Origin of the sequence: Variovorax sp. V118 (assembly GCF_041154445.1) — a bacterium.
Classification (GTDB): domain Bacteria; phylum Pseudomonadota; class Gammaproteobacteria; order Burkholderiales; family Burkholderiaceae_C; genus Variovorax; species Variovorax boronicumulans.
In genome coordinates this window covers 1,248,457-1,273,308 of record NZ_AP028663.1, presented here as the reverse complement: position 1 = coordinate 1,273,308, position 24,852 = coordinate 1,248,457, and the positions used below count along the sequence as shown (strand labels likewise).

The window sequence follows — 24,852 nt, the reverse complement described above, 5'->3', positions numbered from 1 at the left end:
CATGACCCAGGAGACGCGCTCCACCTGCCCCTATTGCGGCGTCGGCTGCGGCGTGATCATCGAATCGCAGGGCGACCAGATCACCGGCGTGCGCGGCGACCCCGACCACCCGGCGAACTTCGGCCGCCTGTGCACCAAGGGCTCGACCTTGCACCTCACGGCCAGCGCGACCGTCACGCGCCAGACGCGGCTGCTGCAGCCCCTGCAGCGCCTCGCGCGCAAGGAGGCGCCCGCGCCCGTGACGTGGGACCACGCGCTCGACCTCGCCGCCGGCAAGTTCGCGCAGGTGGTGCGCGACCACGGCCCCGACGCGGTCGGCTTCTACGTGTCGGGCCAGCTGCTCACCGAGGACTACTACGTCTTCAACAAGCTGGCCAAGGGCCTGGTCGGCACCAACAACATCGACACCAACTCGCGCCTGTGCATGAGCAGCGCGGTGGCCGGCTACAAGCAGACGCTGGGCGCCGACGCGCCGCCGGCCTGCTACGACGACCTGAAGCACGCCGAGTGCCTGTTCATCGTGGGCAGCAACACGGCGTGGGCGCACCCCATCCTGTTTCGCCGCATCGAAGATGCGAAGGCCGCGAACCCGGCGCTGAAGATCGTCGTGGCCGACCCGCGCCGCACCGACACGGTCGAGATCGCCGACCTGTTCCTGCCGATCCAGCCCGGCACCGACGTCATGCTGTTCCACGGCATGCTGCACCTGATGCTGTGGGAGGGCTGGACCGACACCGCCTACATCGCGGCCCGCACCAACGGTTTCGACGCACTGAAGGCCACGGTGCGCGACTGCACGCCCGACACCGTGGCGCAGGTGTGCGGCATTCCGAAGGACGACCTGCTCGCGGCGGCGCGGATGTTCGCCACCTCGCCCGCCACGCTGAGCCTGTATTGCCAGGGCCTGAACCAGTCGTCCAGCGGCACGGCGAAGAATGCGGCGCTCATCAACCTGCACCTGGCCACGGGCCAGATCGGCAAGCCCGGCGCGGGCCCGTTCTCGCTCACGGGCCAGCCCAATGCGATGGGCGGGCGCGAGGTGGGCGGCCTGGCCAACCTGCTGAGCGCGCACCGCGACCTAGCCAACCCCGAGCACCGCGCCGAAGTGGCTGCGCTGTGGGGCGTGCCCTCGGTGCCCGAGAAGCCCGGCAAGACGGCCGTGGAGATGTTCCAGGCCGCGGCCGACGGCGAGATCCGCGCGCTGTGGATCGCCTGCACCAACCCCGCGCAGTCGATGCCCGACCAGGCCACGGTGCGCCGCGCGCTCGAACGCGCCGAGTTCGTCGTGGTACAGGAAGCCTTCGCCACCACCGCCACCTGCGCCTTCGCCGACCTGCTGCTGCCCGCCACCACCTGGGGCGAGAAGGAAGGCACCGTGACCAACAGCGAGCGCCGCATCTCGCGCGTGCGCCCGGCCGTGCCGGCGCCGGGCCAGGCTCGCAACGACTGGTCGATCGGCGTGGCCTTCGCGCGCCGGCTCGAAGCGCAACTGGGCCGCACCTTCACGCTGTTCCCGTACGAGAGCGCCGAGTCGGTCTGGAACGAACACCGCGAATCCACACGCGGGCGCGACCTGGACATCACCGGCCTGAGCTACGCCATGCTCGAGAACGCCGGCCCGCAGCAATGGCCGCTGAAGGAAGGCGAGCGCACCGGCCGCGTGCGCCTGTACGAAGACGGCGTGTTCCCCACGCCCGACGGCCGCGCGCGCTTTGTCGACACGCCCTACAAGCCCGTGGCCGAGGCGCGCGAGGCGCGCTTTCCCTTCTCGCTGAACACCGGCCGGCTGCGCGACCAGTGGCACGGCATGAGCCGCACCGGCACGGTCGGCAAGCTGTTCGGCCACGTGGCCGAGCCCGTGGTGCAGATGAATGCGCAGGACATGGCACGCCGCCAGATCGCCGAAGGCGACCTGGTGCACCTCACGTCGAAGCGCGGCTCGATCCTGCTGCCCGCGCGCGCCAGCGCCGAGATCGGCATGAGCCAGGCCTTCGTCGCCATGCACTGGGGCGAGGAGTACCTGAGCGGCTGCTCGTCGACCGGCGTGCGGCTCGCGGGCATCAACGCGCTCACCACGCCGGCCTACTGCCCGACCTCGAAGCAGCCCGAGCTCAAGCACACGCCCGTGAAGATCCTCAAGGCCGAGCTGCCGTGGTCGCTGCTGGCGATGGCCTGGCTGCCCGCCGGCGACGCGCTCACGGCGCAGCGCGCACTGCAGCCGCTGATGGCGCTGTTCCCCTTCGCCACCTGCGTGCCGTTCGCGGGCAATGCGCCCGGCGAAGAAGAACGCAGCGGCGTCCTGTTTCGCGCCGCCGCGCACGACGCGCCCGACGCCGCGCTGGTCGAGAAAATCGAAGCCCTGCTGGGCCTGCAGACCGCCGACACCCTGCGCTACGCCGACCACCGCCGCGGCCAGCGCCGCGCCGCGCGGCTGGTGCGCCGCGCCGACGGCAGCGCCGGGCTCGAGGCCTTCCTGCTGGGCGGCGACACCAGCGCCGAAGCCTGGATCGCCACCCTGCTGCGCGAGGAACTGCCGGCCCAGAGCTACGGCCGCCTGCTGCTGTCGCCAGGCGCCCGCGCGCCGGTGGCCGTGCAGTCGCGCGGCAAGCCGGTGTGCGCCTGCTTCAACGTGACCGACCGCGCCATCGAGGCCGAGCTGGTGCGCTGCACCGGCAGCGCCGACGAGCGGCTGGCGGCGCTGCAGGGGGCGCTGAAATGCGGGACGAACTGCGGGTCGTGCGTGCCGGAGTTGAAACGGATGATCCGTGTGACGCCTGCGGAGGCACTGGCCGTGGGGGCATAAGCCGACTCACATTCCGGCATAAGCGTTGCGGGACAATCCGCCTACCCATGGGAATCAGCCACTACATCAAGGAAATCGGCCGCGGCGCGCGGGGCGCCCGTCCGCTCACGCGCGAGCAGGCCTGCGACCTGTTCGGCCAGGTGCTGGACGGCACGGTCACCGATCTGGAGATCGGCGGCTTCTGCCTCGCGATGCGCATCAAGGGCGAAACGCCCGAGGAGATGGCCGGCTTTCTCGACGCCACGCATGCGCGCCTGAACCCCGTGACGACCCGCGGCGGCCCGCTGATCGTGCTGCCCAGCTACAACGGCGCGCGCAAGCTGCCGGTGCTCACGCCGCTCCTGGCGCTGCTGCTGGCCCGCGAAGGCCTGGCGGTGCTGGTGCACGGCAGCGCGAGCGAAACCTCGCGCGTACTGGCATCGAACGTGCTTTCAGCCCTGGACATGCCCCCGATGACCACGCTCACCCCCCTGGCCGCCGGCCAGGTGGGCTTTGCCCCGACCGAGCTGCTGAACCCCGCCCTCAAGCGCCTGCTCGACGTGCGCCGCGTAGTGGGCCTGCGCAACCCCGGCCACAGCGTGGTCAAGCTCATGCGCCCGACCACCGGCCCCTGCGTGGTGGTGGCCAGCTACACGCACCCCGAATACGCCCGCACGATGGGTGAGACCTTCGAGCTCACGGGCATGACAGCCCTGCTCTCGCGCGGCCTCGAAGGCGAGGTGGTCTCCGACCCGCGCCGCACCGCGCAGATCGACGGCTTCGTGCGCGGCGTGCGCAGCGAACTCCAAGCCCAGGCTGCCGGCACCGCCGCCGACGTGCCCGGCCTGCCGAAAGAAATCGACGTCGCCACCACGGCCGAGTACACGCGGCGCGTGCTGGCCGGCGAGCTTCCCGTGCCCGAAGCCATCGCGACGCAAGTCAGGCACATCACCGAACTGGCCTCCCACGCATGAACACCCCCTCCACCCTCATCACCGGCCGCTGCACGCTGGTGGGCGCCGGCCCCGGCGACCCCGAGCTGCTGACCGTCAAGGCCGTCAAGGCGATCCAGGCCGCCACGGTGCTGCTGGTCGACGACCTCGTGAACGACGCCGTGCTCCAGGCCTACGCCCGGCCCGGCGCGCGCATCGTGCACGTGGGCAAGCGCGGCGGCTGCAAGAGCACGCCGCAGGCGTTCATCGAGCGGCTCATGATCACGGCCGTGCGCGAAGGCGAGACCGTGGTGCGCCTGAAGGGCGGCGACCCGTTCATCTTCGGGCGCGGCGGCGAAGAGGTGGAGCACCTGCGCGAGGCCGGCATCGAATGCGCGGTGGTCAACGGCATCACCGCCGGTCTGGCCGCCGTGACCTCGCTGGGCGTGCCGCTCACGCACCGCGACCATGCGCAGGGCGTGGTCTTCGTCACCGGCCACGCCAAGACCGGCGCCGGCGCGGCCGAAGACCCGACCGACTGGCGCGCGCTGGCCGCCACGGCGCACAACGCCCGCCTCACGCTCGTGATCTACATGGGCGTCTCGGGCGCCGGCCACATCGAGCGCGAACTGCTGCACGGCCTGCCGGGCGACACGCCCGTGGCCGTGGTGCAGCACGCGAGCCTGCCGCACCAGCGCCACCTCGTGACCACGCTGCAGGGCCTGCAGGCCCGCATCGCCGACGCCGGGCTGGCCAGCCCGGCGGTGATCGTGGTGGGCGATGTGCTGCAGGGGCTGGCTGCAGCCGCGCTGCAGCCGGGCGACGCAGGCCGGTTCGGCACCTAGCGCGCAGCCTCGAGGTGCGTGACGGTCGGCTTGCCCTTCACCACCTCGACATGAAACCGGACCTTGTCGCCGGGCTTGACCTGTTCGAGCATCTGCTTCTCGGCCACATCGAAACCCATCGTCATCGGCGGCATCGCCAGGTTGGGGATGTCGCCGTGCTTCAACACGATCAGGCCGCGGGCCGGGTCGATCTTCTGGACCACCGCATCGGTCAGCATGCCCGGCGCGGACGCCTTCACGGGCGGTGAGTCGCTCTTCGGCGCCTGGGCCTGCGCGGCACCGGCCAGGCCGGCGAGCAGCGCGAAGGCAAGGGGATGGAGAAAGTTCATGAAGTGGCTCCTTGATGAGGTGGGGGGGTTGGAAACAGCAGCAGGCGACAAAAGGGCGCGGCGGCGCAGCAGATACCAGGCCGCGGGCACGACCAGCATGCTCAGCAGCGGCGCAGTGACCATGCCGCCCACCATCGGCGCGGCAATGCGGGTCATGACCTCCGAGCCAGTGCCGCTGCCCCACAGGATGGGCAGCAGGCCGGCCATCACGACGGCCACGGTCATGGCCTTGGGCCGCACGCGCAGCACGGCGCCTTCGCGGATCGCGGCCAGGAGCGTCTCGTCGTTCATCGGCTCGCCGGCGTCGAGGCGCCGTGCCAGCGCGTTCTTCAGATAGACCAGCATCACCACGCCGAACTCGGCCGCCACGCCGGCCAGCGCGATGAAGCCGACCGCCGTGGCCACCGAGATCGAATGGCCCAGCGCCCAGATGAGCCAAAAGCCGCCGACGAGCGAGAACGGCACCGCTGCCATCACGAGCGCCGCATCGACGAACGAGCGGAACAGCAGGTACAGCAGCACGAAGATCACCGCCAGCGTGGCCGGCACGACCAGCTTCAGCCGCTCGGTCGCGCGCGCCAGGTACTCGAACTGGCCGGACCATGACACCGCATAGCCCGCGGGCATCTTCACGGCCTGATCGACCGCCGCCTGCATGTCGTGGACGGCGGAGCGCAGGTCGCGCCCGCGCACGTCGACGTAGACCCAGCCCGAGAGCCGCGCGTTCTCGCTGCGCAGCATCGGCGGGCCGTCCTCGATGGTGATGCGTGCAACGTCGCCGAGCAGAAGCTGCGCGCCCTTGTCGGTCACGAAGGGCAGTTGCCGCAGCCGCTCGAGCGAATCGCGAACTTCGCGCGGATAACGCACGTTGATCGGATAGCGCTCGCGCCCCTGGATCACTTCGCCCACGTTCTCGCCGCCGATGGCCGTGGACACCACGGCCTGCACATCGGCCACCGAGAGGCCGTAGCGCGCGGCTGCCAGCCGGTCGACATCAACGTCGATGTAGCGCCCGCCGGTGAGCCGCTCCGCCAGCGCCGACGACACGCCAGGCACGCCCTTCACCGCCGCCTCGATCTGCGTGGTGAGCGCGTCGATGGTGGCCAGGTCCGCCCCCGCCACCTTGATGCCGACCGGGCTCTTGATGCCCGTGGCCAGCATGTCGATGCGGTTGCGGATGGGCGGCACCCACACGTTGGTCAGGCCCGGCACCTTGACGGCACGGTCGAGTTCCTCGACCAGCCGGTCGGGCGTCATGCCGGCGCGCCATTGCGCCTTCGGCTTGAACTGGATGGTGGTCTCGAACATCTCGAGCGGCGCCGGGTCGGTCGCGGTGTCCGCGCGGCCGGCCTTGCCGAACACGCGCGCGACCTCGGGCACGGTCTTGATGAGGCGGTCGGTCTGCTGCAGCAACTCGGCGGCTTTCGACACCGACAGCCCGGGCAGCGCCGACGGCATGTAGAGCAGGTCGCCCTCGTCCAGCGGCGGCATGAACTCGCCGCCCAGGCGCATCAGCGGCACCACGGTCAGCGCCAGCAGCACCGCAGCAACGGCCAGCGTTCCCTTGGGAAAGCGCAGCACCAGCTCCAGCGCGGGCCGGTACACGGCCATCAGGAAGCGGTTCACGGGGTTGGCGCCTTCGTGCGGAATGCGCCCGCGCACCAGGTAGCCCATGAGCACCGGGATCAGCGTCACCGACAGGCCCGCCGCAGCGGCCATCGCATAGGTCTTGGTGAAGGCCAGCGGCGAGAACAGCCGCCCCTCCTGCGCCTCGAGCGAGAACACGGGCACGAAGGACAGCGTGATCACCAGCAGCGAGAAGAACAGCGCCGGCCCGACCTCCACCGACGCGTCGGCCACCAGCCGCCATCGCTCTCCCACCGTCGGCTGCCGGCCCTGCGTCGTCTCGAAGGCCTCGATGTGCTTGTGCACGTTCTCGACCATCACGATGGCGCCGTCCACCATCGCCCCGATCGCGATCGCGATGCCGCCCAGCGACATGATGTTGGCGTTGACGCCCTGCCAGTGCATCACGATGAAGGCCGCCAGCACGCCGATCGGCAAGGCCACCACCGCCACGAGCGCCGAACGCAGGTGGAACAGGAAGACCGCGCAGACCAGCGCCACCACGATGAACTCCTCGATCAGCTTGCCGCGCAGGTTGTCGACGGCGCGGTCGATCAGCAGCGAGCGGTCGTAGGTGGGCACGATCTCGACGCCAGCCGGCAGGCCGGGTTGGAGCGCATCGAGCTTGGCCTTGACGGCCTCGATGGTCGAGCGCGCGTTCTTTCCCGAGCGCATGACGATCACGCCGCCGGCCACCTCGCCTTCGCCGTCGAGTTCGGCGATGCCGCGGCGCATCTCGGGGCCGATCTGCACGGTGGCCACGTCGCGCAGCAGCACCGGCGTGGCGCCCGTCACGGTCAGCGGGATGGTGCGGAAGTCGTCCAGCGAACGCAGGTAGCCGCGCGAACGCACCATGTACTCGGCCTCGGCGAGCTCCACGACCGAGCCGCCCGAGGCCTGGTTGGCCTTCTGCAGCGCCGCCACGACCGCCTGCTGCGTGATGCCCAGCGCGCGCATGCGGTCGGGGTCGAGCACCACCTGGTACTGGCGCACCATGCCGCCGATGCTGGCGACCTCGGCCACGTCGGGCACGGTCTTGAGCTCGAACTTGAGGAACCAGTCGTTCAGTGCGCGCAGCTGCCCGATGTCGCGCGTGCCGGTGCGGTCGACCAGCGCGTACTCGTAGACCCAGCCTACGCCCGTGGCATCGGGGCCCAGCGAGGCGTTGGCGCCGGCAGGCAACCGGCCCTGCACCTGGTTGAGATATTCGACGACGCGCGAGCGCGCCCAGTACGGATCGGTCTTGTCGTCGAACAGCACGTAGACGAACGAATCACCGAAGAACGAGTAGCCGCGCACGGTCTTCGCGCCGGGCACGCTGAGCATGGTGGTGGTCAGCGGGTAGGTGACGAGGTCTTCGACCACCTGGGGCGCCTTGCCGGGGAAAGGCGTGCGGATGATGACCTGCGTGTCCGACAGGTCGGGCAGCGCATCGAGCGGCGTGCGCACCACCGACCACCACCCCGCGGCCACCAGGAACAGGGTCGAGATCAGCACCAGGAAGCGGTTGCCGATCGACCAGCGGATGACGGCGGCGATCATCGCTTGGCGCCCTGTGGCATGCGCTGCACGGAGACCAGCTCGTAGCCCGTGGGGCCGCCCTCCTTGAACTCGAAGCGGACCAGGTCGCCGGGCCGGATGTCCGGGAACGCCTCGGGCGATGCCTTCGCAAAGCCCATCGTCATCGACGGCCATTTGAGCGTGGCGACAGGGCCGTGCGAGATCGTGAGGCCGTCGGGCGCCACGCTTTCGACCTTGCCTTCGGCCTGGTGCAGCACGGCAGCCGGCGCTGCGGCCGTGACCGCAGGCGATGCCATGCTGCCCAGCACCGACCGCAGTCGGGCTTCCGAGTCGATGAGGAACTGGCCGCTGGCCACGACCTGGTCGCCTTCGTTCAGGCCGGAGACGATCTCGGTGTCGTCGCCCAGGTCCGCGCCCAGTGATACGTCGCGCGGCTCGAACGCGCCGTCGGCCTTGCGCACGATGACGACCGCGCGCTTGCCGGTGCGGATGACGGCTTCGGACGGCACGACCAGCCGGGTGCTGGCGGGCCCCGTCACCTGCAGGCGCAGCAGCATGCCGGGCGTGAGCTTCCCGTTCTTGTTGTCGACTTCGAAGCGGGCTTTCAGTGTGCGGGTGGTTGCGCTGACCTCGGGAAGGATCTCGTCGAGCGTGCCGTCGAACGACTGGGCGGCGTCGGCCTGGAGGACCGCCCTGACCTTCTGGCCGCGCGCGAGCCGCACGGCTTGCGCTTCCAGAATCTCGGCCACCGCCCAGACCTTCTCCAGGCCCGCGATGCGGAACAGCGTCATGCCAGGCGTGACGGCGACGCCTTCGCGCACGCCCAGCTCGGCCACCACGCCGTCGGACGGCGCGGTGAGCACGTAGCGCGCCTGCGCCGTGCCGGTTTCCTCGCTGCGGCGGATGAGCTCGGCGGGGATGGACAGGGCCCGCATGCGATCACGCGCGGCCGCAACGAGGTCGGCGGAAACACCCGATCGCTGGAGGGCCAGCCATTCGTTCTGCGGGCCCAGCCATTCGGGTGCGAAGACCGTCGCCAACGCCTGCCCCTTGCGCACGCGCTCCATCGGCGCGCGGACCGACAGGCGCTCGACGTAGCCCGCCACGCGCGTCTGCACGACGACGTTGAGCCGCTCGTCGAACTGCACGGCACCGACCGCATCGAAGGCCGCGGCGGTTTCCACCCGCCGCACGCCGGCATACCGGATGCCGAGGTTCTGCTGGACCGTGGGGCTCACCTGCACGCCGCCTTCGTTGCCCTTGCCGGTGGCGCTGTCGGCGTACATGGGCACCAGCTGCATGTCCATGAAGGGCGACTTGCCGGGCTTGTCGAAGCGCGGGCCCGGCACCATGGGGTCGTGCCAGTAGAGGACCTTGCGGCCGTCCGTGGTGGACGGCGTGGTCGCCGGCGCCTCCGTGGACGGGGCGGTCGTGCGCCCCAGGTAGAAGGCGCCTGCGCCGAGCAACAGGGCGGCCAGCAACGCTGCGCCGATCGTGCGTGTACGGTTCATGGGGCCCCCTCGGTGGTGAGCGGCCGGAAGGCCAGTTGGACGTGGGTTCTGGCCAGGTCGCGCTGCAGCGTCAGCAGCTTGCGCTGCGCTTCGACTTCGGCATGCCGCGCCTCGAACAGCGTGACGAGGCTGCCCTGGTTCGACCGGTAGGCCGCCGTTGCGGCCGCGGTTCTCTGGCCGGCCGAAACGACCACGCCCGAGCGGTAGCGGTCGATGCGTTGCTGCAGGCGTTGCGCATCGCTGCGCAGCGCCTGGTACTCGGCGGTCGCGGCCCGGGTGGCTTCGGCCAGGTCGGCCTCGGCTTTCTCGACCAACGCGAGCTTGGCGGCGGTGTCCCGGTCCTGCCGCTCACCGGGTGCGACGGGCAGCGGAATGCTCAGGCCCACCGACACCATGTCGGCGTAGCCGGTGCGCTGGCCATAGGCGAGCTCCCAGGTCCAGTTCGGCTTGCGATTGGACGCAGTGACGGCCGCCGTCTGCCTGGCCACGTCGACATCGCGCTGCAGGGCTGCGACCGTGGGGTGCGCGGCCACGTAGGCGGCTTCGGAGGTCACGGCGATGGCGCCCGGAGACCGCAGTTCGTCGGGCGGCACGCCGACCCAGCGCTGGAAGGCGACGCTGGCGGCTTCCAGCTGCAGCAGGAGGTCGGCCGTCTCGTCTTCCGCGATGCCTCTGGCGCCGGCCAGCGCCAGCACGTCCTGGCTGCTCCCCGCGGCCGATGACAGGCGTGCGCGCGAGGCCTCCAGTTCTTCGTGCGCGTGGTGCTCCATGCGCCGTGCGAGCTTGACGCTCTCGCCGGCGTAGAAGGCGTCCACGTAGGCGAGCGCGGCCTGCCTGCGGGTGTCGGCCACGGCGGCCTGCACCCGCACCGCCTCCAGGCCGACCGACGCCTCGGCGGCGGCCTGCCGCGCGGCGCGCTTGTCGGCGGACAGCCATTCCTGGCTGAGGCCGATGCGCTTCATCGTCATCGAGTCGCGCGTGGTGTGGAAACGGTCCGCGCCCGTCGCGGGCAGGTTGTCGACGCCGATGCGCAGCGTGGGGTCGGGAAGCTGCGGGGCCGCGGAGGCCGCCGCCGTGGCGCTGGCGACGCCGGCACGGGCGGCGCGGGTGGCTTCGGAGCGTTGCGTCGCCCGCTGAAGCGCGTCCTCAAGGGACAGGGGGGCCGCCGTCGCCAGGTACGGCAGCAATGCGGCAGCCCAGGCGGCCGCGCGCGAAAAGGAAATGAACATGAAAACTCCGCAAACGAACGAGCGAATCGCTGGCAGGCGGACGCGCCGCACCAGCACCGGTCAGTCGACGGAGATGTCAGACGCGCAGTCTGCGCGTGGCGAGAAAAACGGGATCGGGCGGTGGATGCTGCCGCTCCGGCACGGCCTGCGGCGGAAGGACGTGGCCTTCCGACACCAGCACCAGGGGCATCACCACGAGCTGCACGATGGCCGGCAGCGAAGGCGTGGTCAGCTTCACCGGCTCGAAGGACAGCGACAGGTCGGCGGCGTGCTGGAAGCACAGCACCGGCTGGGCCATGTCCATGCCTTCGCAGGGCTCGCCCGACGCCATCATGTCGGCCATCGAACCCGGGCTGTCCGACGCGCCGGGGCAGACATAGCCTGCCAGCGCCAGCTGCGAGAACAGCAGCGACAGGACCACGAAAATCGCGGTCGTGCAGCGACGGAGAGAGCGGCGGGCCATGAGGAGGCGCAGTGTAGCGCCGCCGTCCGGGCGCCGCCTAAAATCCCGCCCGGCCCAACGAACAAGAAGGAAGAGGCAGGGATGCTCGACAAACTCAACGAATTCACCGAAAGCCACGGCGAGCTGCGCCGCGGGCGCGGTCTGGTCACGGGCACCATCGCCTTCAGCCTCGCCGCCCTGTGCTTCCTGGGCGTGCTGGCCTTCCACTTCCCGCAGTACCTGACGACGCCCGAGCTGCGCAAGAGCTACAACGTCGACGTGATGCGCGTCATCCTGCTCACCGCGCTGGTCATTGCGGGCGGGCTCTCGCTGGTCAACATCATCTTCAACCGCTCGCGCTGGCTCTCGTCGGCCGCGTTCCTGCTGGTGGCGGTGTCGGCGCTGCTGGGCGGGCACAAGGTGCCGGTGCACGACTTCGCGGACCACACGCCGTACATCGGGCTCGATTGGTTCATCCTCGACCTCCTGGGCTCGTCGCTGATCTTCATCTTCATCGAGAAGCTCTTTGCGCTGCGCAAGGACCAGCCGGTGTTTCGCGAAGAGTGGCAGACCGACTTCCACCACTTCGTGGTGAACCACATGATCGTGGGCTTCGTGCTGCTGGCCACCAACCTCATGGTGCACAAGCTCTTCGGCTGGGCCGCCAACGACGGCATCCGCGGCTGGGTGAGCAACCTGCCGTTCTGGGCCGGCATCCTGCTGATCATCCTGGTGGCCGATCTCGTGCAGTACTGGACGCACCGCGCGTACCACGAGGTGCCGGTGCTGTGGCGCCTGCACGCGGTGCACCACAGCGTGAAGAGCATGGACTGGATGGCGGGCTCGCGCCAGCACATCCTGGAGCTGCTGATCACGCGCACGCTGGTGCTGGCGCCCATCTACGTGCTGGGCTTCAGCAAGGACGTGATCGACGCCTACATCGTGGTGGTCGGCTTCCAGGCGGTGTTCAACCACTGCAACGTGAGCGTGCGCCTGGGCCCGCTGCGCTACCTGATCGTGACGCCCAACTTCCACCACTGGCACCACAGCCAGGACATCGAGGCACTCGACAAGAACTACGCGGCGCACTACGCCTTCCTCGACTACCTCTTCGGCACCGCGGTGAAGAGCACCAAGCTCTGGCCCGAGAAATACGGCGTGCTGGGCGACTACGTGCCCAACGGCTTCTTCAAGCAGCTGAAGTTCCCGTTCGTGTGGAAGGGATGACCATGGCCTCCCTTCTTCGCGCCGTGGCGCTCGCCGCGGCGCTGCCGCTCTTGCTCTCGGCCTGCGCCACGCGCATCGAGATGCCCTCCGAAACCTCGGGCCTGCGCCTGCGCGTGCAAAGCTCGGTGATCGCCCCCGGCAACGGCGGCGAGCTGATCGGCGCCGAGGTGCTGGCGCCCGGCGACATCCTGCTGACCTCGATCGCCACGGTGAACTCCTTCGGCATCCGCCTGGGCACCTTCTCGCCCGTGAGCCATGCCGTGCTCTACCTGGGTGACGGCCAGATCGCCGAGGCCGTGGGCACCGGCGTGCGCGCGCGGCCGCTGGCCGAGGTGGTCGACGAAGAGCAGATGGTCGTGGCCTTTCGCGTGCCGGGCCTCGTCGAGGCCGACGTCGAGAAGATGCGCGAGTGGGCGCACTCGCAGGTCGGCACCCGCTACAACACCGCCGGCGTGCTGCTGAACGCACCCTTCGTGCTGAACCGCCGGCTGTGCGAGCTGCCGCTGATCCCCTCGGCCGTCAGCGCGTACTGCATCAGCGGCCTGGCCACGGTGCAGCTGGGCGCCAGCCGCAACGACCAGTTCTTCTGCTCCCAGTTCGTGCTGGAGGCCTACCGCCAGGCCGGCGTGCCGATCACCGACGCCGACCCGCGCTGGGTGAGCCCGGCCGACCTGCTCCACATGCGCGAGGGCGATGTGCCCTCGATCGCCGCCACGCAGCCGCTGCGCTACGTGGGCCACCTCAAATACAACCCGCCGCCGGTGCTGGCGGCGGACGGACCCGCTTGAGCTCTTCTCCTCCCTCTTCTTCCTTTGACGTCGTTGTCGTCGGTGCCGGCGCCGCCGGTCTTTTTTGCGCCGCACTGGCGGGCCAGCGCGGCCTGCGCGTGCTGCTGGTCGACCACAGCGAGAAGGTCGGCGAAAAGATCCGCATCTCGGGTGGCGGCCGCGCCAACTTCACCAACCGCGACCTCGACGTGCGCGCGCCGCAGCGCCATTTCGTCGGTGACAACCCGAATTTCTGCCGTTCGGCGCTCTCGCGCTACGCGCCGCAGCAGTTCATCGACATGGTGCAGCGCCACGGCATCGCGTACCACGAGAAGCACAAGGGCCAGCTGTTCTGCGACGGCTCCTCGCAGCAGATCGTCGACATGCTGCTGGCCGAGTGCGCCGCCGGCAACGTCGAACGCTGGCAGCCGTGCAAGCTCGGCGACATTGCCTTTGTCGACGGGCGCTACCAAATCAGTAGCACGCGCGGTCCGATCGACACGCCCAAGCTCGTGGTGGCCACCGGCGGCCTGTCGATTCCCCAGATTGGTGCGAGCGACTTCGGCTACCGGCTCGCCGAGCAGTTCGGCCTGCGCCTGGTCACGCCTCGTCCGGCGCTCGTGCCGCTGACCTTCGGCGGCGACGCCTGGGCGCCCTACGCCGGCCTGGCCGGGCTGGCGCTGCCGGTGCGCATCGAGACCGGCGGCAAGAAGGACAAGATGGCCTTCCTGGAAGACCTGCTGTTCACCCACCGCGGCCTGTCGGGCCCGGCGGTGCTGCAGATTTCGAGCTACTGGAAGCCCGGCGCCCTGCTGACGTTGGACTTCGCGCCCGGCATGGACGTGGCCGAGTCGCTGTCAGACGCCAAACGGCGCTCCAAGAAACGCATCGCCAACGAACTGGCCGCGCTGGTGCCCTCGCGGCTGGCCGACGCCTGGGTCGGCGAAGACCCGGCCCTGCAGCGTCCGGTCAACGAAGCGACCGACAAGGCGCTGGCGGCGCTGTCCGAGCGCATCGCCCGCTGGCAGATCACCCCCAGCGGCACCGAAGGCTACAAGAAGGCCGAGGTGACGGCGGGCGGCGTCGACACCCGCGATCTGTCGTCCCAGACCATGGAATCGAAGCAGCCGGGCCTGTATTTCATCGGCGAAGTGGTCGATGTGACCGGCTGGTTGGGCGGATACAACTTCCAATGGGCGTGGGCGAGCGCACATGCGTGCGCAACCGCGCTATAATCGCGGGCTAACTCTGGCCTTCCCTCAACGGCCGCAAAAAGTTTTCAGTTGAGGAACCCCGGCTTGGGGCCTCGATCTCCCCCGGCCAAATCCATTTCAACGATTCATCAATGACCACCATCCGCGTTAAAGAAAACGAGCCCTTCGACGTCGCCCTGCGTCGCTTCAAGCGCACCATCGAAAAGCTCGGCCTGCTGACCGACCTGCGCGCCCGCGAGTTCTACGAGAAGCCGACGGCCGAGCGCAAGCGCAAGAAGGCAGCTGCGGTCAAGCGCCACTACAAGCGCGTGCGCAGCATGCAGCTCCCCAAGAAGCTGTACTAAGCAACGCCCAGGGCAGCTGGCCCCGACGAAAGTCCTCGCCAGCGCCCCGTTGCACCAGCCGCGCCAGGGAAACCTGCCGCGGCTTTTGTTTTTTCCGAAAGGTTGCGAAGAATGACTCTCAAAGAACAAATCACCGAAGACATGAAGACGGCGATGCGCGCCAAGGACTCGGAGCGCCTGGCCACCATCCGCCTGCTGCTCGCCGCCATGAAGCAGAAGGAAGTCGACGAGCGCGTGGAGCTCGACGACGCCATGGTCGTGGCCATCGTCGACAAGATGGTCAAGCAGCGCAAGGACTCGATCGCCGCGTTCACCACGGGTGGCCGCGCCGACCTGGCCGACAAGGAAGCCGCCGAGATCAAGGTGCTCGAGGTCTACCTGCCCCAGCGCATGAGCGCCGATGAAACGGCCGCCGCGGTGAAGGCCATCGTGGCCGAACTGGGCGCCTCGGGCCCCGGCGACATGGGCAAGGTGATGGGCGTGGTCAAGACCCGCCTGGCCGGCAAGGCCGACATGGGTCAGGTCAGCGCCGCGGTCAAGGCCGCCCTCACGGGCGCCTGAGCGGCCACCGCCATGAAGAACGGCAGCAGCAGCCCGCTCGGCGCCGCGCCCGTCGCAACGATCCCGAAGGCCTGCGCCTGCCTGGTCGATGCGCAGGGCCGGCTGCTGGTGTTCCGTCATCCCGAGGACGGCAACATGCAGCTGCCCAAGGGCACCATCGAGCCCGGCGAGTCGCCCGAGGCGGCCGTGCGGCGCGAGCTGCTCGAAGAGTCGGGCCTGGTGTTCGCCGGCCGGCTGGAGTCGCTGGGCACGCTGGAGCGCGAATGCGAAGCCGGCGTCGAAGGCAACACGCACCGCCACCCGCAGCGCTGGCACATCTTCCTGATGCGCGACCACCGCGCCCTGCCCGAGACCTTCGAGCACATGGCCACGGGCAGCCCCGAAGAAGAAGGCCTGGTGTTCTCGTTCCGCTGGCTCGACGCCGACGCGGCCATCGAGGACTTCGCCCTGCCCTACCGCCAGACCATCGAGCGCGTGCGCGCGGCCCTGCTGGCCGCCAACTGATCGATCACGGGATCAGGCGGACATGACGGCGCGCAGCGCCATGTACGCCCCCAGCAGCGTCAGCCCGATCAGGAAGCAGCGCCGGAACACGGCCACCGGCAACCGCTGCCGCAGCCAGGTGCCCAGCACCATGCCGCCGACGGCCGGCACCAGCATCGCCAGCGACCCGCCCAGCACCGCCGCCGGGTAGCTTCCGTTGGCCGCCAGCCCCAGGGCCAGCACCACGGTCGAGGTGGTGAACGAGATGCCCATCGCCTGGATCAGCGCATCGCGCTGGAAGCCCAGCGCCTGCAGGTACGGCACGGCCGGCACCGCGAACACGCCGGTCACGGACGTCACCAGCCCCGTCGCGGCGCCCACCACGGGTCCCAGCCAGCGCGCCTGTGCGTCGCTCACGTGCAGCTGCCGCCCCGTCAGCCCCCACAGCGCATAGATCACCAGCGCCACGCCCAGCGCCAGCGAGGCCCAGGCCCCGGCCGGTACGCCCAGCCACCACGCCCCGGCGAGCGTGCCCACCACGACGCCGGCCTGCATGCGACCGATGCGGCGGAACACCGCGCCGAAGCTCGCGCGCGGCCCGGTCTGCCAGAGGTTGGTGACCAGCGACGGCACGATCAGCAGCGCCGCCGCCTGCGCGGGCGACATCCACAGCGCGAGCAGCGCCATCGCCACGGTCGGCAGCCCCAGGCCGATCACGCCCTTGATCAGGCCGGCCAGCAGGAACACCGCGGCCGCCGCCGCCCACAGGCCCATTGCATCGTTGGAAATCGTCATCGCCGCGGAGTCTGCCGACCGACTCACCGGCTGGAAATGCGGCTTTCGCGCAGCCAGCCTCAGGCACAGGCTGAGGCTGGCGTGCTACCTTGCGGCTCACCATGCGATTCGATCTGACCGACCTGCGGCTCTTTCTCCACGTCGTCGAAGCCGGCAGCCTCACGGCCGGCGCCGGCCGCTCGCACATGACGCTGGCCTCGGCCAGCCAGCGCGTGCGCGGCATGGAAGACGCGCTCGGCACGCCGCTGCTCACGCGCCATGCGCAGGGCGTGCGCCCCACCGAGGCCGGGCGCACGCTGCTGCACCATGCGCGCGTCGTGCTGCAGCAGATGGAGCGGCTGCGCGGCGAGCTCGGCGAGTACGGCCAGGGCCTCAAGGGCCACGTGCGCTTCATGTGCGGCACCTCGGCACTCACCGAGCACCTGCCCGAGGTGCTGAGCCGCTTCCTGGCCGAGCATCCGCGCATCTCGGTCGACCTCGAGGAGCGCGCCAGCCCCGACACCGTGGAGGCCCTGCGCAGCGGCCTGTGCGACATCGGCATCGTCTCCGACGCCATCGAGAGCGACGGCCTCGAATGCCACCCCTTCCGCCGCGACGACCTCGTGCTGGTGATGCCGCGCGGCCACGCGCTGGCCAGCCGGCGCCGCGTGCACCTGGCCGAGGTGGTCGACAGCGAGTTCGTCGGCCTGCCCGCCGACAGCGCGCTGCAGCAGCTGATCACCGGGCACGTGCGCGCGCTCGCCAGGCACCTGGCCTACCGCGTGCGCGTGCGCAACTTCGAGGCCGTGTGCCGCATGGTCGAGTACGGCATCGGCGTGGGCATCGTGCCGCAGACCGCGGCCGAGCGCTGCGCCCGTTCGATGAAGATCGCGCGCGCCTCGCTCGCCGACCCCTGGGCCGAGCGCACGCTGATGGCCTGCGTGCGCTCGTCGCAAGACCTGCCGCTCAATGCGCGGCGCATGCTCGACTACCTGACCGCGCCACCGCCGCCGGCGGAGGCTACGCGCAAGTGACCGGCCGCCCCTGCCGCGCACGCGCCGCAATGAAGGCCTCGAAGGCTTCGCGGCTGGTCTTGCGCGGCACGTAGCCGAACTGGGTCTTCAGCGCAGTGTTCAGCAGCACCGGCCGGTAGCGCAGGAAGTCGAGCTGCTCGGGCCCGTAGCGGCTCACGCCCAGTGCCGAACCCGCGGCCAGCGCCGCCTGCAGCACGCCGGCCGGCCAGGCGATGGCGCGCTTGCCCAGGCGCGCGGCGATCTCGTGGATGGTGAGCGCGCCGTCGCCCGCGAGGTTGTAGCAGCCGGGCGGCGCGCCGCCGAGCGCGTGGGCGATGGCGCCGGTCACGTCCTCGTCCCACACGAACACGAAGGGGCTGTCGCTGCCGCGGATGGCGATCAGCCGCTTCTTCTCGAACAGCGCCGTGATCTGGTTGTCGACGCGCTCGCCGAGGATGGTGCCGATGCGCAGCACCGTCTGCGCCAGCGCGGGATGCTGCACGCGGCAGTCGGCCAGCATCTCTTCCACCTGCCGCTTGTGGTCGGCATAGGCGAACACCGGGTTGCCGCGCAGCGGCTGCGACTCGGTGATCCAGGCCGGGTTGTCCGCGTGGTAGCCGTAGGCCGCGCCGCTCGACGACACCACGATGTGCCCCACGCCGCGCGCCACGCAGGCGTCGAGCACGTTGCGCGTGCCGCCCACGTCGACCGAATGCTCGAAGGCGCGGTTCGAGTCCTTGCCGGGCGTGACGATGGACGCGAGGTGCACCACCGTGTCGATCGCGTGTTCGGCGAGCACGTCGGCGATGCCGTCGTCGCGCACGTCCTGCTGCAAGTAGGCCACGCCGGGCAGCCGACGCTCGGCGGGCACTTCGCGCACGTCGAGTGCCACCAGCGTCTCGAAGGTGCCTTGCGCGGCCAGCACTGCGAGCACGCTGCGCCCGAGAAACCCGTCACCACCTGTCACCAGCACGCGCCGCGCGGACGCCTTCCAGGTGTCGCTCATGGCGTCGCAGGCTTGCGCCCCCACCAGCTCGCGAGCGCCAGGCCCGCGATGATGTCCCAGAAGCCCCACACGCCGGCCACCACGGCCATGCCGCCGAGCCCGCCGAAGAAGCTGAAGATCAGCACCAGCCCGAGCCCCGCGTTGCGGATGCCGACTTCGATGGCCACCGCGCGCCGGTCGTAGTCGCCCAGCCCCGAAAGCCGCGCGCACAGGTAGCCGGTGCCGAAGGCCAGCGCGTCGTGGATCACCACGGCCATCAGCACCAGCCCCACGTAGTCGAGGAAGTAGCGCCAGTTGCCCGCGATGGCGCCGACGATGAAGGCGATCAGCGCCAGGAAGCTCAGGATGCGCGCCGGCTTCTTGATGCGCGCCGTGAGCCCAGGCAGCTTGTGCGCGCAGGCCACGCCCAGCACAAAGGGAATGCCGATGATCATCACGATGTGGCCCAGCATGTCGAAAGGGTCGAGCGCGATGGTCTTGAGCAGCACCGAAGCCGTGGGATGCAGGCCGCCCCAGAACGCGAAGTTCAGCGGCATCACCACGATCGACAGCGCGTTCGAGATGGCCGTCATCGACACCGACAGCGCCACGTTGCCGCCCGCGCGGTGCGTGAGGATCTGCGAGATGTTGCCCGGCGGGCAACAGGCCACGAGGATCATGCCCAGCGCGATGCTCGGGCTCGGCTGCAGGATCAGCGTGAGCACGAAGGTCACGGCCGGCAGCACCACGAACTGCGCACCGATGCCCACCGCCATCGCACCGGGCATGCGCGCCACGCGCTTGAAGTCATCGATGCGCGTGTCCAGCGCAATGCCGAACATCAGGAAGCCCAGCACCACGTTGAGCAGCACCAGCGAGGCCGGGTTGAAGTGCAGGCGGATCTCGTCGACAGGCAGCATGCGCGGAACCCCTTGTAGAAAGACGATCAGTCGGCCAGTGCGGCAGCGGCCTGGCGCACGGCCGCGCGGTAGGTGTCCTTGTGCACGTAGTAGGCCATGCGCTCCAGCTGCAGGTACTTGAAGCCGCCCGACAGGTCGGGCGGCGGCCCCTGCACCGCCGTGCGCAGCGCCGCCGCCTTGGGCGAGCCCGCGGCCTGTGCGCGGAAGTAGCGCGCCAGCAGCTCGGCCTGCTCGTAGCGCCCCTGCCAGCCGATGCCGCTGGCCTCGATCATGCCGAGCACGCCCAGCGTCTCGAAGCGCGGCGAGAAGATGTTCAGGTACAGGCGCGGCGCCATGCCCTGCCAGTTGAGCAGCTCGCGGTCGATGAACGGGTAGTGCAGCGCGTAGCCCGTGGCCGTGAGGATCAGGTCGTAGTCGCGCGCGCTGCCGTCCTTGAAATGCACGGTGTGCCCCGCCAGCCGCGCGATGTCGGCGCGCACGCCGATGTCGCCATGGCCCACGTGGTGCAGCACCAGCGAGTTCACCACCGGGTGCGACTCGTACATCTTGTAGTCGGGCTTGGGAAAGCCGAAGCGCACCGGGTCGCCGGTGAACCACTGCAGCACGGTGGCGTCGACCTTCTGCTTGAGCCACGGTGGCAGCGGTCGCTTGCCGCCCAGCGTGTCGGCCGGCTTGCCGAACACGTACTTGGGCACGAAGTAGTAGCCGCGCCGCACCGAGATGTCGACGCTGCGCGCGTAGTGCACCGCATCCACCGCGATGTCGCAGCCCGAGTTGCCGGCACCGACGATCAGCACGCGCTTGTCCTTGAAAAGCTCGGCGTGCTTGTAGCGGCTGGTGTGCAGCAGCTCGCCGTCGAAGTGGCCTTCGAACTGCGGGTGCTTGGGCTCCGACAGCGTGCCGTTGGCGATCACCACGCCCTTGTACTCGTCGGTTTCCACGGTGCCGTCGGGCGCCTCGACACTCACGCGCCAGCGCGTGTCGGGCGCATCGCTCACCGGCTCCACGCGCAGCACGCGCGTGCCGAAGCGAAAGTGCGCGCGCAGGCCGAAGTGGTCGGCGAAGTCGCTGAAGTAGCGGCGCAGCTCGCGGTGGCTCGGGTAGTCGGCCACGGTGTCGGCCATCGGGAACTCGGCGAATTCGGTCGTGCGCTTGCTCGAGATCAGGTGCGCCGAGTGGTAGACCGTGGAGCGCGGGTTGTCGATGTCCCAGAGGCCGCCCACGTCGCTGTGCGCCTCGAAGCCCTGGAACGGAACGCCGAGCTTCTGCAGATTGCGGGCGCCCGCCAGGCCCGAGGGGCCGGCGCCGATGAGGGCGATCTGTTCGTGCGTGGGAACGGTGGCGGCGGCAGCGGAAGGCGTCATCGGCGGGGAGGTTCTTTCTGGGAGTTCAGGCCGGGGATGGCGGTGGCGCCCACCTCGCCCACGCGCGGCTTGCGCGGCTGGCCGCGCAACAGGCGGTCATGCAGCGGCGTTGGCAACAGGTCGAGCGCTTTCGACAGCCAGCCGATGCGCCGCGGCAGCACGATCTTTTCGCGCCGGGCCGCCAGGCCCGCCAGCAGCTGGCGCGCCGCCGCGTCGGCTTCGAGCAGCCCCGGCATCGCGAAGCGGTTGCCGGCCGTGAGCGCGGTGCGGATGTAGCCCGGACTCACTGTGTGCACCGTGAGCCCCGTGCCGCGCAGCTCGGCGCGCAGGCTTTCGAGATAACGGATCAGGCCGCCCTTGCTCGCGCAGTAGGCGCCGTTGCCCGGCATGCCGTGCCAGCCCGCGATGCTGGCCACGCCGACAAGCGCGCCGCGGCCCTGGCCGCGCATCGGCTGCAAGAAGGGCTGGAAAGTGGTGGCCGCGCCGAGCAGGTTGATCTCGAGCATGCGGCGGAACACGGCCAGGTCATCGGCCTCGGCGGTGTCGTAGCCGCCGGCCACGCCCGCGTTGGCGATCACGAGGTCCGGCGGGCCGAAGCGCTGCATCCAGTCGGCCGCCATCGCCTGCATGGCGGGGCCGTCGGACACGTCGGGCGTGTAGGCCTTGCAGCGCCCTTCACCTTGGGCAGCGAGCGCCGCGAGGCGTTCGGTGTCGAGCCCCACCAGCGCCACGCGCGCGCCGCCGTCGATCAGCGCACGCGCCAGCGCCTGCCCGAGGCCGCCGCAGGCACCGGTAAGAACGACATTGCGAAACGGCAAGAGCATGGGCAGGGAAGCGCGCAGGGCGGCGAGTGGCAAAACGCAGCCACTGTAGCCGCGCCCTGCCGGCGCACTCCCCAGCGTTTCCCCTTGCCCCGCGCCCTTGCGGGGCGTTCAGGCCGCTTCGGCGGCAGGGAATTCGATCTGGATCTTCACATCCGTGACGCGCCCGGCCGCGGCCTCCTCGAAGGCGGCGATGCCGTCCTCGAACGCGAAGGTGCGCGAGATGAAGGGCTTCACGTCGACCTGCCCCGAGGCGATGAGCGCCAGCGCACGCGGAAAGATGTTGGCGTAGCGGAACACCGACTCGATGCGCGCCTCCTTCGCCTGGATCGCGACGATGTCAAAAGCCACCTTGGCGGCGGGTATGCCCACCAGCACGAGGCAGCCGCCGGGGCACAGCAGATCGAACACGTTGTCGAAGGCGCGCGTGCTGCCGCTGGCCTCGAAGACCACGTTCGCGCCCCAGCCGTCGGTGAGGGCCTGCACGGTGTCGGCGAGGCTCGTGCTGCGCACGTCGACCGTCGTCACCGCCGGGTTGTGGGCGAAGAGCGCCAGCTTCTCGGGCACGAGGTCGGCCAGGATCACGCGCGCCGCGCCGCCCGCGAGCGCGGCCAGCGCCGTCATCGCGCCGATGGTGCCGGCGCCGATGACCACCGCCACATCGCCCGGCTTCAGCGCCGCCTTCTTCGCGGCCTGCAGGCCGATGGCCAGCGGCTCGACGATGGCGCCCTCGCCGAAGCTCACGTTGTCGGGCAGGCGGAAGGTGAAGGCTGCCGGGTGCACCACGAACGGTGTGAGGCAGCCGTGGATCGGCGGCGTGGCCCAGAAGCGCACCGCAGGGTCGAGGTTGTAGAAGCCTTCGCGCACGGCGCGCGAGTCCATGTCGGGAATGCCGGGCTCCATGCAGACGCGGTCGCCGGGCTTCAGGTGCGTGACTTCGGCGCCCACCTCGGCCACCACGCCCGAGGCCTCGTGGCCGAGGATCATGGGCGCATCGACGACGTACGGGCCGATGCCGCCGTGCTGGTAGTAATGAACATCGCTGCCGCACACGCCCACGGTGTGCATGCGGATCTTCACGTCGCGCGGGCCGACGTGCAGCGGCAGCTCGACATCGCGCAGCGTGATCTCGTGCGCCTTTTCCAGAACCAGTGCTTTCATTGCATCTTTCTCAGAGGGTTGAAACGGGGGGCTGCCACTCAGTGCAGCGCGGCGTCCGGACGCAGCAGCGAGGCGCCCGTCGCGATGTCGAACAGGTGCACCTGCTGCGCATCGGCCACGAAGCGCAGCGGCTCGCCGAGCCGGGGGCCTGCCGCGGACGGCAGGAGCACGGCGATCTCTTGGTCGCCCTGCCCCACGCTCACCAGCACTTCGTTGCCGAGGTATTCGATGAGCTGGACCTCGCCGGCAAAGCCTTCGCCGTTCGACTTGGCGGTGTCTAGGTGCAGGTGCGCGGGGCGCACGCCCAGCGTCACGCGCGCGCGGCCTTCGAGCGCGAAGCGGCGCGCATCCACGCGCACCGAACCGCCGCCCCCACGCAGCTCGCACTGCCCGCCTTCCATGGCGTGCACCGCCATCTCCATCAGGTTCATCGGCGGCGTGCCGATGAAGCCGGCCACGAAGGCCGAGCGCGGGCGCTCGAAGATTTCCTGCGGCGTGCCGACCTGCTCGATGCGCCCGTCGCGCAGCAGCACGATGCGGTCGGCCAGCGTCATGGCCTCGTGCTGGTCGTGCGTGACGTACACCGTGGTGGTCTTCAGCGTCTGGTGCAGCTTCGCGATCTCGATGCGCATGTGGTTGCGCAGCTTGGCGTCGAGGTTCGACAGCGGCTCGTCGAACAGGAACACCTTCGGCGTCTTGATCATGGCGCGCGCAATCGCCACGCGCTGCTGCTGGCCGCCCGACAGCTCGGTGGGCTTGCGCTGCAGGTAGCGCTCCAGGCCCAGGGTGTCCGACACCTCCTTGATGCGGCTGTCGATCTCGGCCTTGGGCACCTTCAGGCGCTTGAGCCCGAACGCGATGTTGTCGCGCACCGTCATGTGCGGGTACAGCGCGTAGTTCTGGAACACCATCGCGATGCCGCGCTCCTGCGGCGGCAGGTCGTTCACGCGCTGGCCGCCGATGTGCAGGTCGCCGCCGCTGATGTCTTCCAGGCCCGCGAGCATGCGCAGGATGGTCGACTTGCCGCAGCCCGAGGGGCCGAGGAACACGACGAACTCGTTGTCGGCCACGTCGAGATCGAAGGCGTGGACGACCTGTGTTTCCCCGTAGCGCTTGATGAGGTGGTGACAGCGGATGGCGGACATTTTGGGTTCTGGAGAAAGAGAAGCAGCGGGGTTCATTCAGCCTCCCGCTTGCGCTTGAACGCAGCATTGAGAAAACCGCTGAGCACGCCCACCATGAGCAGCGGCGGCAGCGACAGCAGGATGACCGAGGCATTCAAGATGCCCCACGGCACGTCGCGCCCGAGCTGGCTGAGTTCCGACGCCACGATGGGCAGCGTCTTGGCCTCGGAGGTGGTGAGCATCAGCGCGATGAGGAACTCGTTCCACACCAGCACGAAGCCGAAGGCGATCGCCCCCACCAGCGAGCGCGCGGCAATCGGCAGCGCGATGCGAAAGAAGATCGCGTAGGGCCCGTAGCCGTCGACGCGGCCCGCCTCTTCCACTTCCTTCGGCACTGCCTTGAAGGCCGGGATGGCGAGCCAGATCACGGTCGAGAGCGTGAGCAGCGTGTAGGTGGCGATGAGCGCGATGCGTGAGTCGTACAGCTCCAGCTGCAGCCAGATCACCATGAGCGGAATGGCCACCGCCACCGGCGGCAGGAAGCGCATCGACAGCACGAAGAACTGGATGTCGTTGCCCCAACGCAGCGGGTAGCGCGCCAGCGCATAGGCGGCCGGCAGGCCCAGCACCGCGCCGATGACCACCGCCGCGCCCGCCACCACGATCGAGTTGACCAAGCCCGCGGCCACGGCCTCGCGGTTCAGCACGTACAGGTAGTTGTCCAGCGTGGGCGTGAAGAAGAACTTCGGCACGGCCGAGACGATGTCGACCCGGTTCTTGAACGAGTTCAGAAAGGTCCACAGCACGGGCACGAGCGCCGAGAGCCCCGCTGCGATGAGCGCCAGCCGCGCCAGCAGCGTTCCGATGGCAAGCTTCT

General features: G+C 69.9%; 22 protein-coding genes. 10 read left to right on the top strand and 12 right to left on the bottom strand.

Translation table 11 applies throughout. From position 1 onward, the window contains the following. Position 1 precedes the first annotated feature (1 nt). The 3 genes from ACAM52_RS05865 to cobA are packed head-to-tail and all read left to right on the top strand — an operon-like array spanning position 2 to position 4,559. Positions 2-2,803 carry a molybdopterin-dependent oxidoreductase gene (locus ACAM52_RS05865; RefSeq protein WP_369646415.1) on the top strand — a complete coding sequence of 934 codons (2,802 nt, stop codon included), beginning with the start codon at positions 2-4 and terminating at the stop codon, positions 2,801-2,803. Positions 2,804-2,850: 47 nt separating this feature from the next. Continuing rightward, positions 2,851-3,756 carry a DNA-binding protein YbiB gene (gene ybiB, locus ACAM52_RS05860; protein WP_095746074.1) on the top strand — a complete coding sequence of 302 codons (906 nt, stop codon included), beginning with the start codon at positions 2,851-2,853 and terminating at the stop codon, positions 3,754-3,756. Then, positions 3,753-4,559: a uroporphyrinogen-III C-methyltransferase gene (gene cobA / locus ACAM52_RS05855; RefSeq protein WP_095746075.1), complete on the top strand. Its 807-nt coding sequence runs from the start codon at positions 3,753-3,755 to the stop codon at positions 4,557-4,559. Before ybiB ends, cobA begins: the two co-directional genes overlap by 4 nt. On the opposite strand, the gene ACAM52_RS05850 is transcribed toward cobA, so the two are convergent. The 4 genes from ACAM52_RS05850 to ACAM52_RS05835 all read right to left on the bottom strand — a co-directional run bounded on the left by ACAM52_RS05850 (position 4,556) and on the right by ACAM52_RS05835 (position 11,238). Beyond that, the gene (locus ACAM52_RS05850) at positions 4,556-8,056 is read right to left on the bottom strand and encodes a CusA/CzcA family heavy metal efflux RND transporter (RefSeq protein ID WP_369646414.1); all 3,501 of its coding nucleotides are present in this window, start codon (positions 8,054-8,056) and stop codon (positions 4,556-4,558) included. The genes cobA and ACAM52_RS05850 overlap by 4 nt on opposite strands. After that, complete coding sequence (locus ACAM52_RS05845) at positions 8,053-9,546, bottom strand: efflux RND transporter periplasmic adaptor subunit (RefSeq protein WP_369646413.1); 1,494 nt, start codon at positions 9,544-9,546, stop codon at positions 8,053-8,055. The genes ACAM52_RS05850 and ACAM52_RS05845 overlap by 4 nt, the downstream gene beginning before the upstream one ends. Then, complete coding sequence (locus ACAM52_RS05840) at positions 9,543-10,775, bottom strand: TolC family protein (protein WP_369646412.1); 1,233 nt, start codon at positions 10,773-10,775, stop codon at positions 9,543-9,545. The genes ACAM52_RS05845 and ACAM52_RS05840 overlap by 4 nt, the downstream gene beginning before the upstream one ends. A gap of 76 nt (positions 10,776-10,851) precedes the next feature. Beyond that, positions 10,852-11,238 (bottom strand): hypothetical protein, encoded by a 387-nt coding sequence (locus ACAM52_RS05835; protein WP_369646411.1) that lies wholly within the window; start codon positions 11,236-11,238, stop codon positions 10,852-10,854. 81 nt (positions 11,239-11,319) lie between these two features. Here ACAM52_RS05835 and ACAM52_RS05830 point away from each other — a divergent pair, with 81 nt between their 5' ends. From ACAM52_RS05830 to ACAM52_RS05805, 6 genes are all read left to right on the top strand, one after another. After that, a complete protein-coding gene (locus ACAM52_RS05830; RefSeq protein WP_070063138.1) occupies positions 11,320-12,444 on the top strand; it encodes a sterol desaturase family protein in 1,125 nt (374 codons plus the stop codon). Between the two features lie 2 nt (positions 12,445-12,446). Further along, positions 12,447-13,232: a YaeF family permuted papain-like enzyme gene (locus tag ACAM52_RS05825; protein WP_159276073.1), complete on the top strand. Its 786-nt coding sequence runs from the start codon at positions 12,447-12,449 to the stop codon at positions 13,230-13,232. Further along, entirely contained in the window at positions 13,229-14,446 is a 1,218-nt protein-coding gene (locus tag ACAM52_RS05820; RefSeq protein WP_369646410.1) for an NAD(P)/FAD-dependent oxidoreductase, read from the top strand. The genes ACAM52_RS05825 and ACAM52_RS05820 overlap by 4 nt, the downstream gene beginning before the upstream one ends. Before the next feature lie 110 nt (positions 14,447-14,556). Further along, the gene (rpsU, locus tag ACAM52_RS05815) at positions 14,557-14,769 is read left to right on the top strand and encodes a 30S ribosomal protein S21 (RefSeq protein WP_007833691.1); all 213 of its coding nucleotides are present in this window, start codon (positions 14,557-14,559) and stop codon (positions 14,767-14,769) included. Between the two features lie 111 nt (positions 14,770-14,880). Continuing rightward, positions 14,881-15,330, top strand: coding sequence for a GatB/YqeY domain-containing protein (locus tag ACAM52_RS05810; RefSeq protein ID WP_062476513.1), 450 nt, complete (start codon positions 14,881-14,883; stop codon positions 15,328-15,330). 12 nt (positions 15,331-15,342) lie between these two features. Then, entirely contained in the window at positions 15,343-15,834 is a 492-nt protein-coding gene (locus ACAM52_RS05805; protein WP_369646409.1) for an NUDIX domain-containing protein, read from the top strand. 12 nt (positions 15,835-15,846) lie between these two features. Here ACAM52_RS05805 and ACAM52_RS05800 read toward each other — a convergent pair whose 3' ends face one another. Then, positions 15,847-16,608 carry a sulfite exporter TauE/SafE family protein gene (locus ACAM52_RS05800; RefSeq protein ID WP_369646408.1) on the bottom strand — a complete coding sequence of 254 codons (762 nt, stop codon included), beginning with the start codon at positions 16,606-16,608 and terminating at the stop codon, positions 15,847-15,849. A 101-nt stretch (positions 16,609-16,709) separates the two neighbouring features. Here ACAM52_RS05800 and ACAM52_RS05795 point away from each other — a divergent pair, with 101 nt between their 5' ends. After that, positions 16,710-17,621: a LysR family transcriptional regulator gene (locus ACAM52_RS05795; RefSeq protein WP_369646407.1), complete on the top strand. Its 912-nt coding sequence runs from the start codon at positions 16,710-16,712 to the stop codon at positions 17,619-17,621. Here ACAM52_RS05795 and ACAM52_RS05790 read toward each other — a convergent pair. The 7 genes from ACAM52_RS05790 to ACAM52_RS05760 form a co-directional block, all read right to left on the bottom strand. Next, positions 17,608-18,606 (bottom strand): SDR family oxidoreductase, encoded by a 999-nt coding sequence (locus tag ACAM52_RS05790; protein WP_369646406.1) that lies wholly within the window; start codon positions 18,604-18,606, stop codon positions 17,608-17,610. The genes ACAM52_RS05795 and ACAM52_RS05790 overlap by 14 nt on opposite strands. Beyond that, entirely contained in the window at positions 18,603-19,505 is a 903-nt protein-coding gene (locus tag ACAM52_RS05785; RefSeq protein ID WP_369646405.1) for a bile acid:sodium symporter family protein, read from the bottom strand. The genes ACAM52_RS05790 and ACAM52_RS05785 overlap by 4 nt, the downstream gene beginning before the upstream one ends. A gap of 26 nt (positions 19,506-19,531) precedes the next feature. Then, complete coding sequence (locus ACAM52_RS05780) at positions 19,532-20,869, bottom strand: flavin-containing monooxygenase (RefSeq protein ID WP_369646404.1); 1,338 nt, start codon at positions 20,867-20,869, stop codon at positions 19,532-19,534. Continuing rightward, positions 20,866-21,693 (bottom strand): SDR family oxidoreductase, encoded by an 828-nt coding sequence (locus ACAM52_RS05775; protein WP_369646403.1) that lies wholly within the window; start codon positions 21,691-21,693, stop codon positions 20,866-20,868. Before ACAM52_RS05775 ends, ACAM52_RS05780 begins: the two co-directional genes overlap by 4 nt. A 108-nt stretch (positions 21,694-21,801) precedes the next feature. After that, positions 21,802-22,851: an NAD(P)-dependent alcohol dehydrogenase gene (locus ACAM52_RS05770; RefSeq protein WP_095746089.1), complete on the bottom strand. Its 1,050-nt coding sequence runs from the start codon at positions 22,849-22,851 to the stop codon at positions 21,802-21,804. Positions 22,852-22,889: 38 nt separating this feature from the next. Next, the gene (locus ACAM52_RS05765; protein WP_369646402.1) at positions 22,890-23,996 is read right to left on the bottom strand and encodes an ABC transporter ATP-binding protein; all 1,107 of its coding nucleotides are present in this window, start codon (positions 23,994-23,996) and stop codon (positions 22,890-22,892) included. Between the two features lie 32 nt (positions 23,997-24,028). Beyond that, the gene (locus tag ACAM52_RS05760; protein ID WP_369647701.1) at positions 24,029-24,841 is read right to left on the bottom strand and encodes a carbohydrate ABC transporter permease; all 813 of its coding nucleotides are present in this window, start codon (positions 24,839-24,841) and stop codon (positions 24,029-24,031) included. Between the last annotated feature and the right edge of the window lie 11 nt (positions 24,842-24,852).

Bases quoted from the DNA above. Each gene is read 5' to 3' on its own strand.
- ACAM52_RS05780 (WP_369646404.1), bottom strand. From the start codon at position 20,869: ATGACGCCTTCCGCTGCCGCCGCCACCGTTCCCACGCACGAACAGATC.
- ACAM52_RS05835 (WP_369646411.1), bottom strand. From the start codon at position 11,238: ATGGCCCGCCGCTCTCTCCGTCGCTGCACGACCGCGATTTTCGTGGTC.
- ACAM52_RS05765 (WP_369646402.1), bottom strand. From the start codon at position 23,996: ATGTCCGCCATCCGCTGTCACCACCTCATCAAGCGCTACGGGGAAACA.
- ACAM52_RS05790 (WP_369646406.1), bottom strand. From the start codon at position 18,606: ATGAGCGACACCTGGAAGGCGTCCGCGCGGCGCGTGCTGGTGACAGGT.
- ACAM52_RS05810 (WP_062476513.1), top strand. From the start codon at position 14,881: ATGACTCTCAAAGAACAAATCACCGAAGACATGAAGACGGCGATGCGC.
- ACAM52_RS05840 (WP_369646412.1), bottom strand. From the start codon at position 10,775: ATGTTCATTTCCTTTTCGCGCGCGGCCGCCTGGGCTGCCGCATTGCTG.
- ACAM52_RS05850 (WP_369646414.1), bottom strand. From the start codon at position 8,056: ATGATCGCCGCCGTCATCCGCTGGTCGATCGGCAACCGCTTCCTGGTG.
- ACAM52_RS05845 (WP_369646413.1), bottom strand. From the start codon at position 9,546: ATGAACCGTACACGCACGATCGGCGCAGCGTTGCTGGCCGCCCTGTTG.
- cobA (WP_095746075.1), top strand. From the start codon at position 3,753: ATGAACACCCCCTCCACCCTCATCACCGGCCGCTGCACGCTGGTGGGC.
- ACAM52_RS05770 (WP_095746089.1), bottom strand. From the start codon at position 22,851: ATGAAAGCACTGGTTCTGGAAAAGGCGCACGAGATCACGCTGCGCGAT.
- ACAM52_RS05775 (WP_369646403.1), bottom strand. From the start codon at position 21,693: ATGCTCTTGCCGTTTCGCAATGTCGTTCTTACCGGTGCCTGCGGCGGC.
- rpsU (WP_007833691.1), top strand. From the start codon at position 14,557: ATGACCACCATCCGCGTTAAAGAAAACGAGCCCTTCGACGTCGCCCTG.
- ACAM52_RS05825 (WP_159276073.1), top strand. From the start codon at position 12,447: ATGGCCTCCCTTCTTCGCGCCGTGGCGCTCGCCGCGGCGCTGCCGCTC.
- ACAM52_RS05830 (WP_070063138.1), top strand. From the start codon at position 11,320: ATGCTCGACAAACTCAACGAATTCACCGAAAGCCACGGCGAGCTGCGC.
- ACAM52_RS05865 (WP_369646415.1), top strand. From the start codon at position 2: ATGACCCAGGAGACGCGCTCCACCTGCCCCTATTGCGGCGTCGGCTGC.
- ybiB (WP_095746074.1), top strand. From the start codon at position 2,851: ATGGGAATCAGCCACTACATCAAGGAAATCGGCCGCGGCGCGCGGGGC.
- ACAM52_RS05805 (WP_369646409.1), top strand. From the start codon at position 15,343: ATGAAGAACGGCAGCAGCAGCCCGCTCGGCGCCGCGCCCGTCGCAACG.
- ACAM52_RS05800 (WP_369646408.1), bottom strand. From the start codon at position 16,608: ATGACGATTTCCAACGATGCAATGGGCCTGTGGGCGGCGGCGGCCGCG.
- ACAM52_RS05795 (WP_369646407.1), top strand. From the start codon at position 16,710: ATGCGATTCGATCTGACCGACCTGCGGCTCTTTCTCCACGTCGTCGAA.
- ACAM52_RS05785 (WP_369646405.1), bottom strand. From the start codon at position 19,505: ATGCTGCCTGTCGACGAGATCCGCCTGCACTTCAACCCGGCCTCGCTG.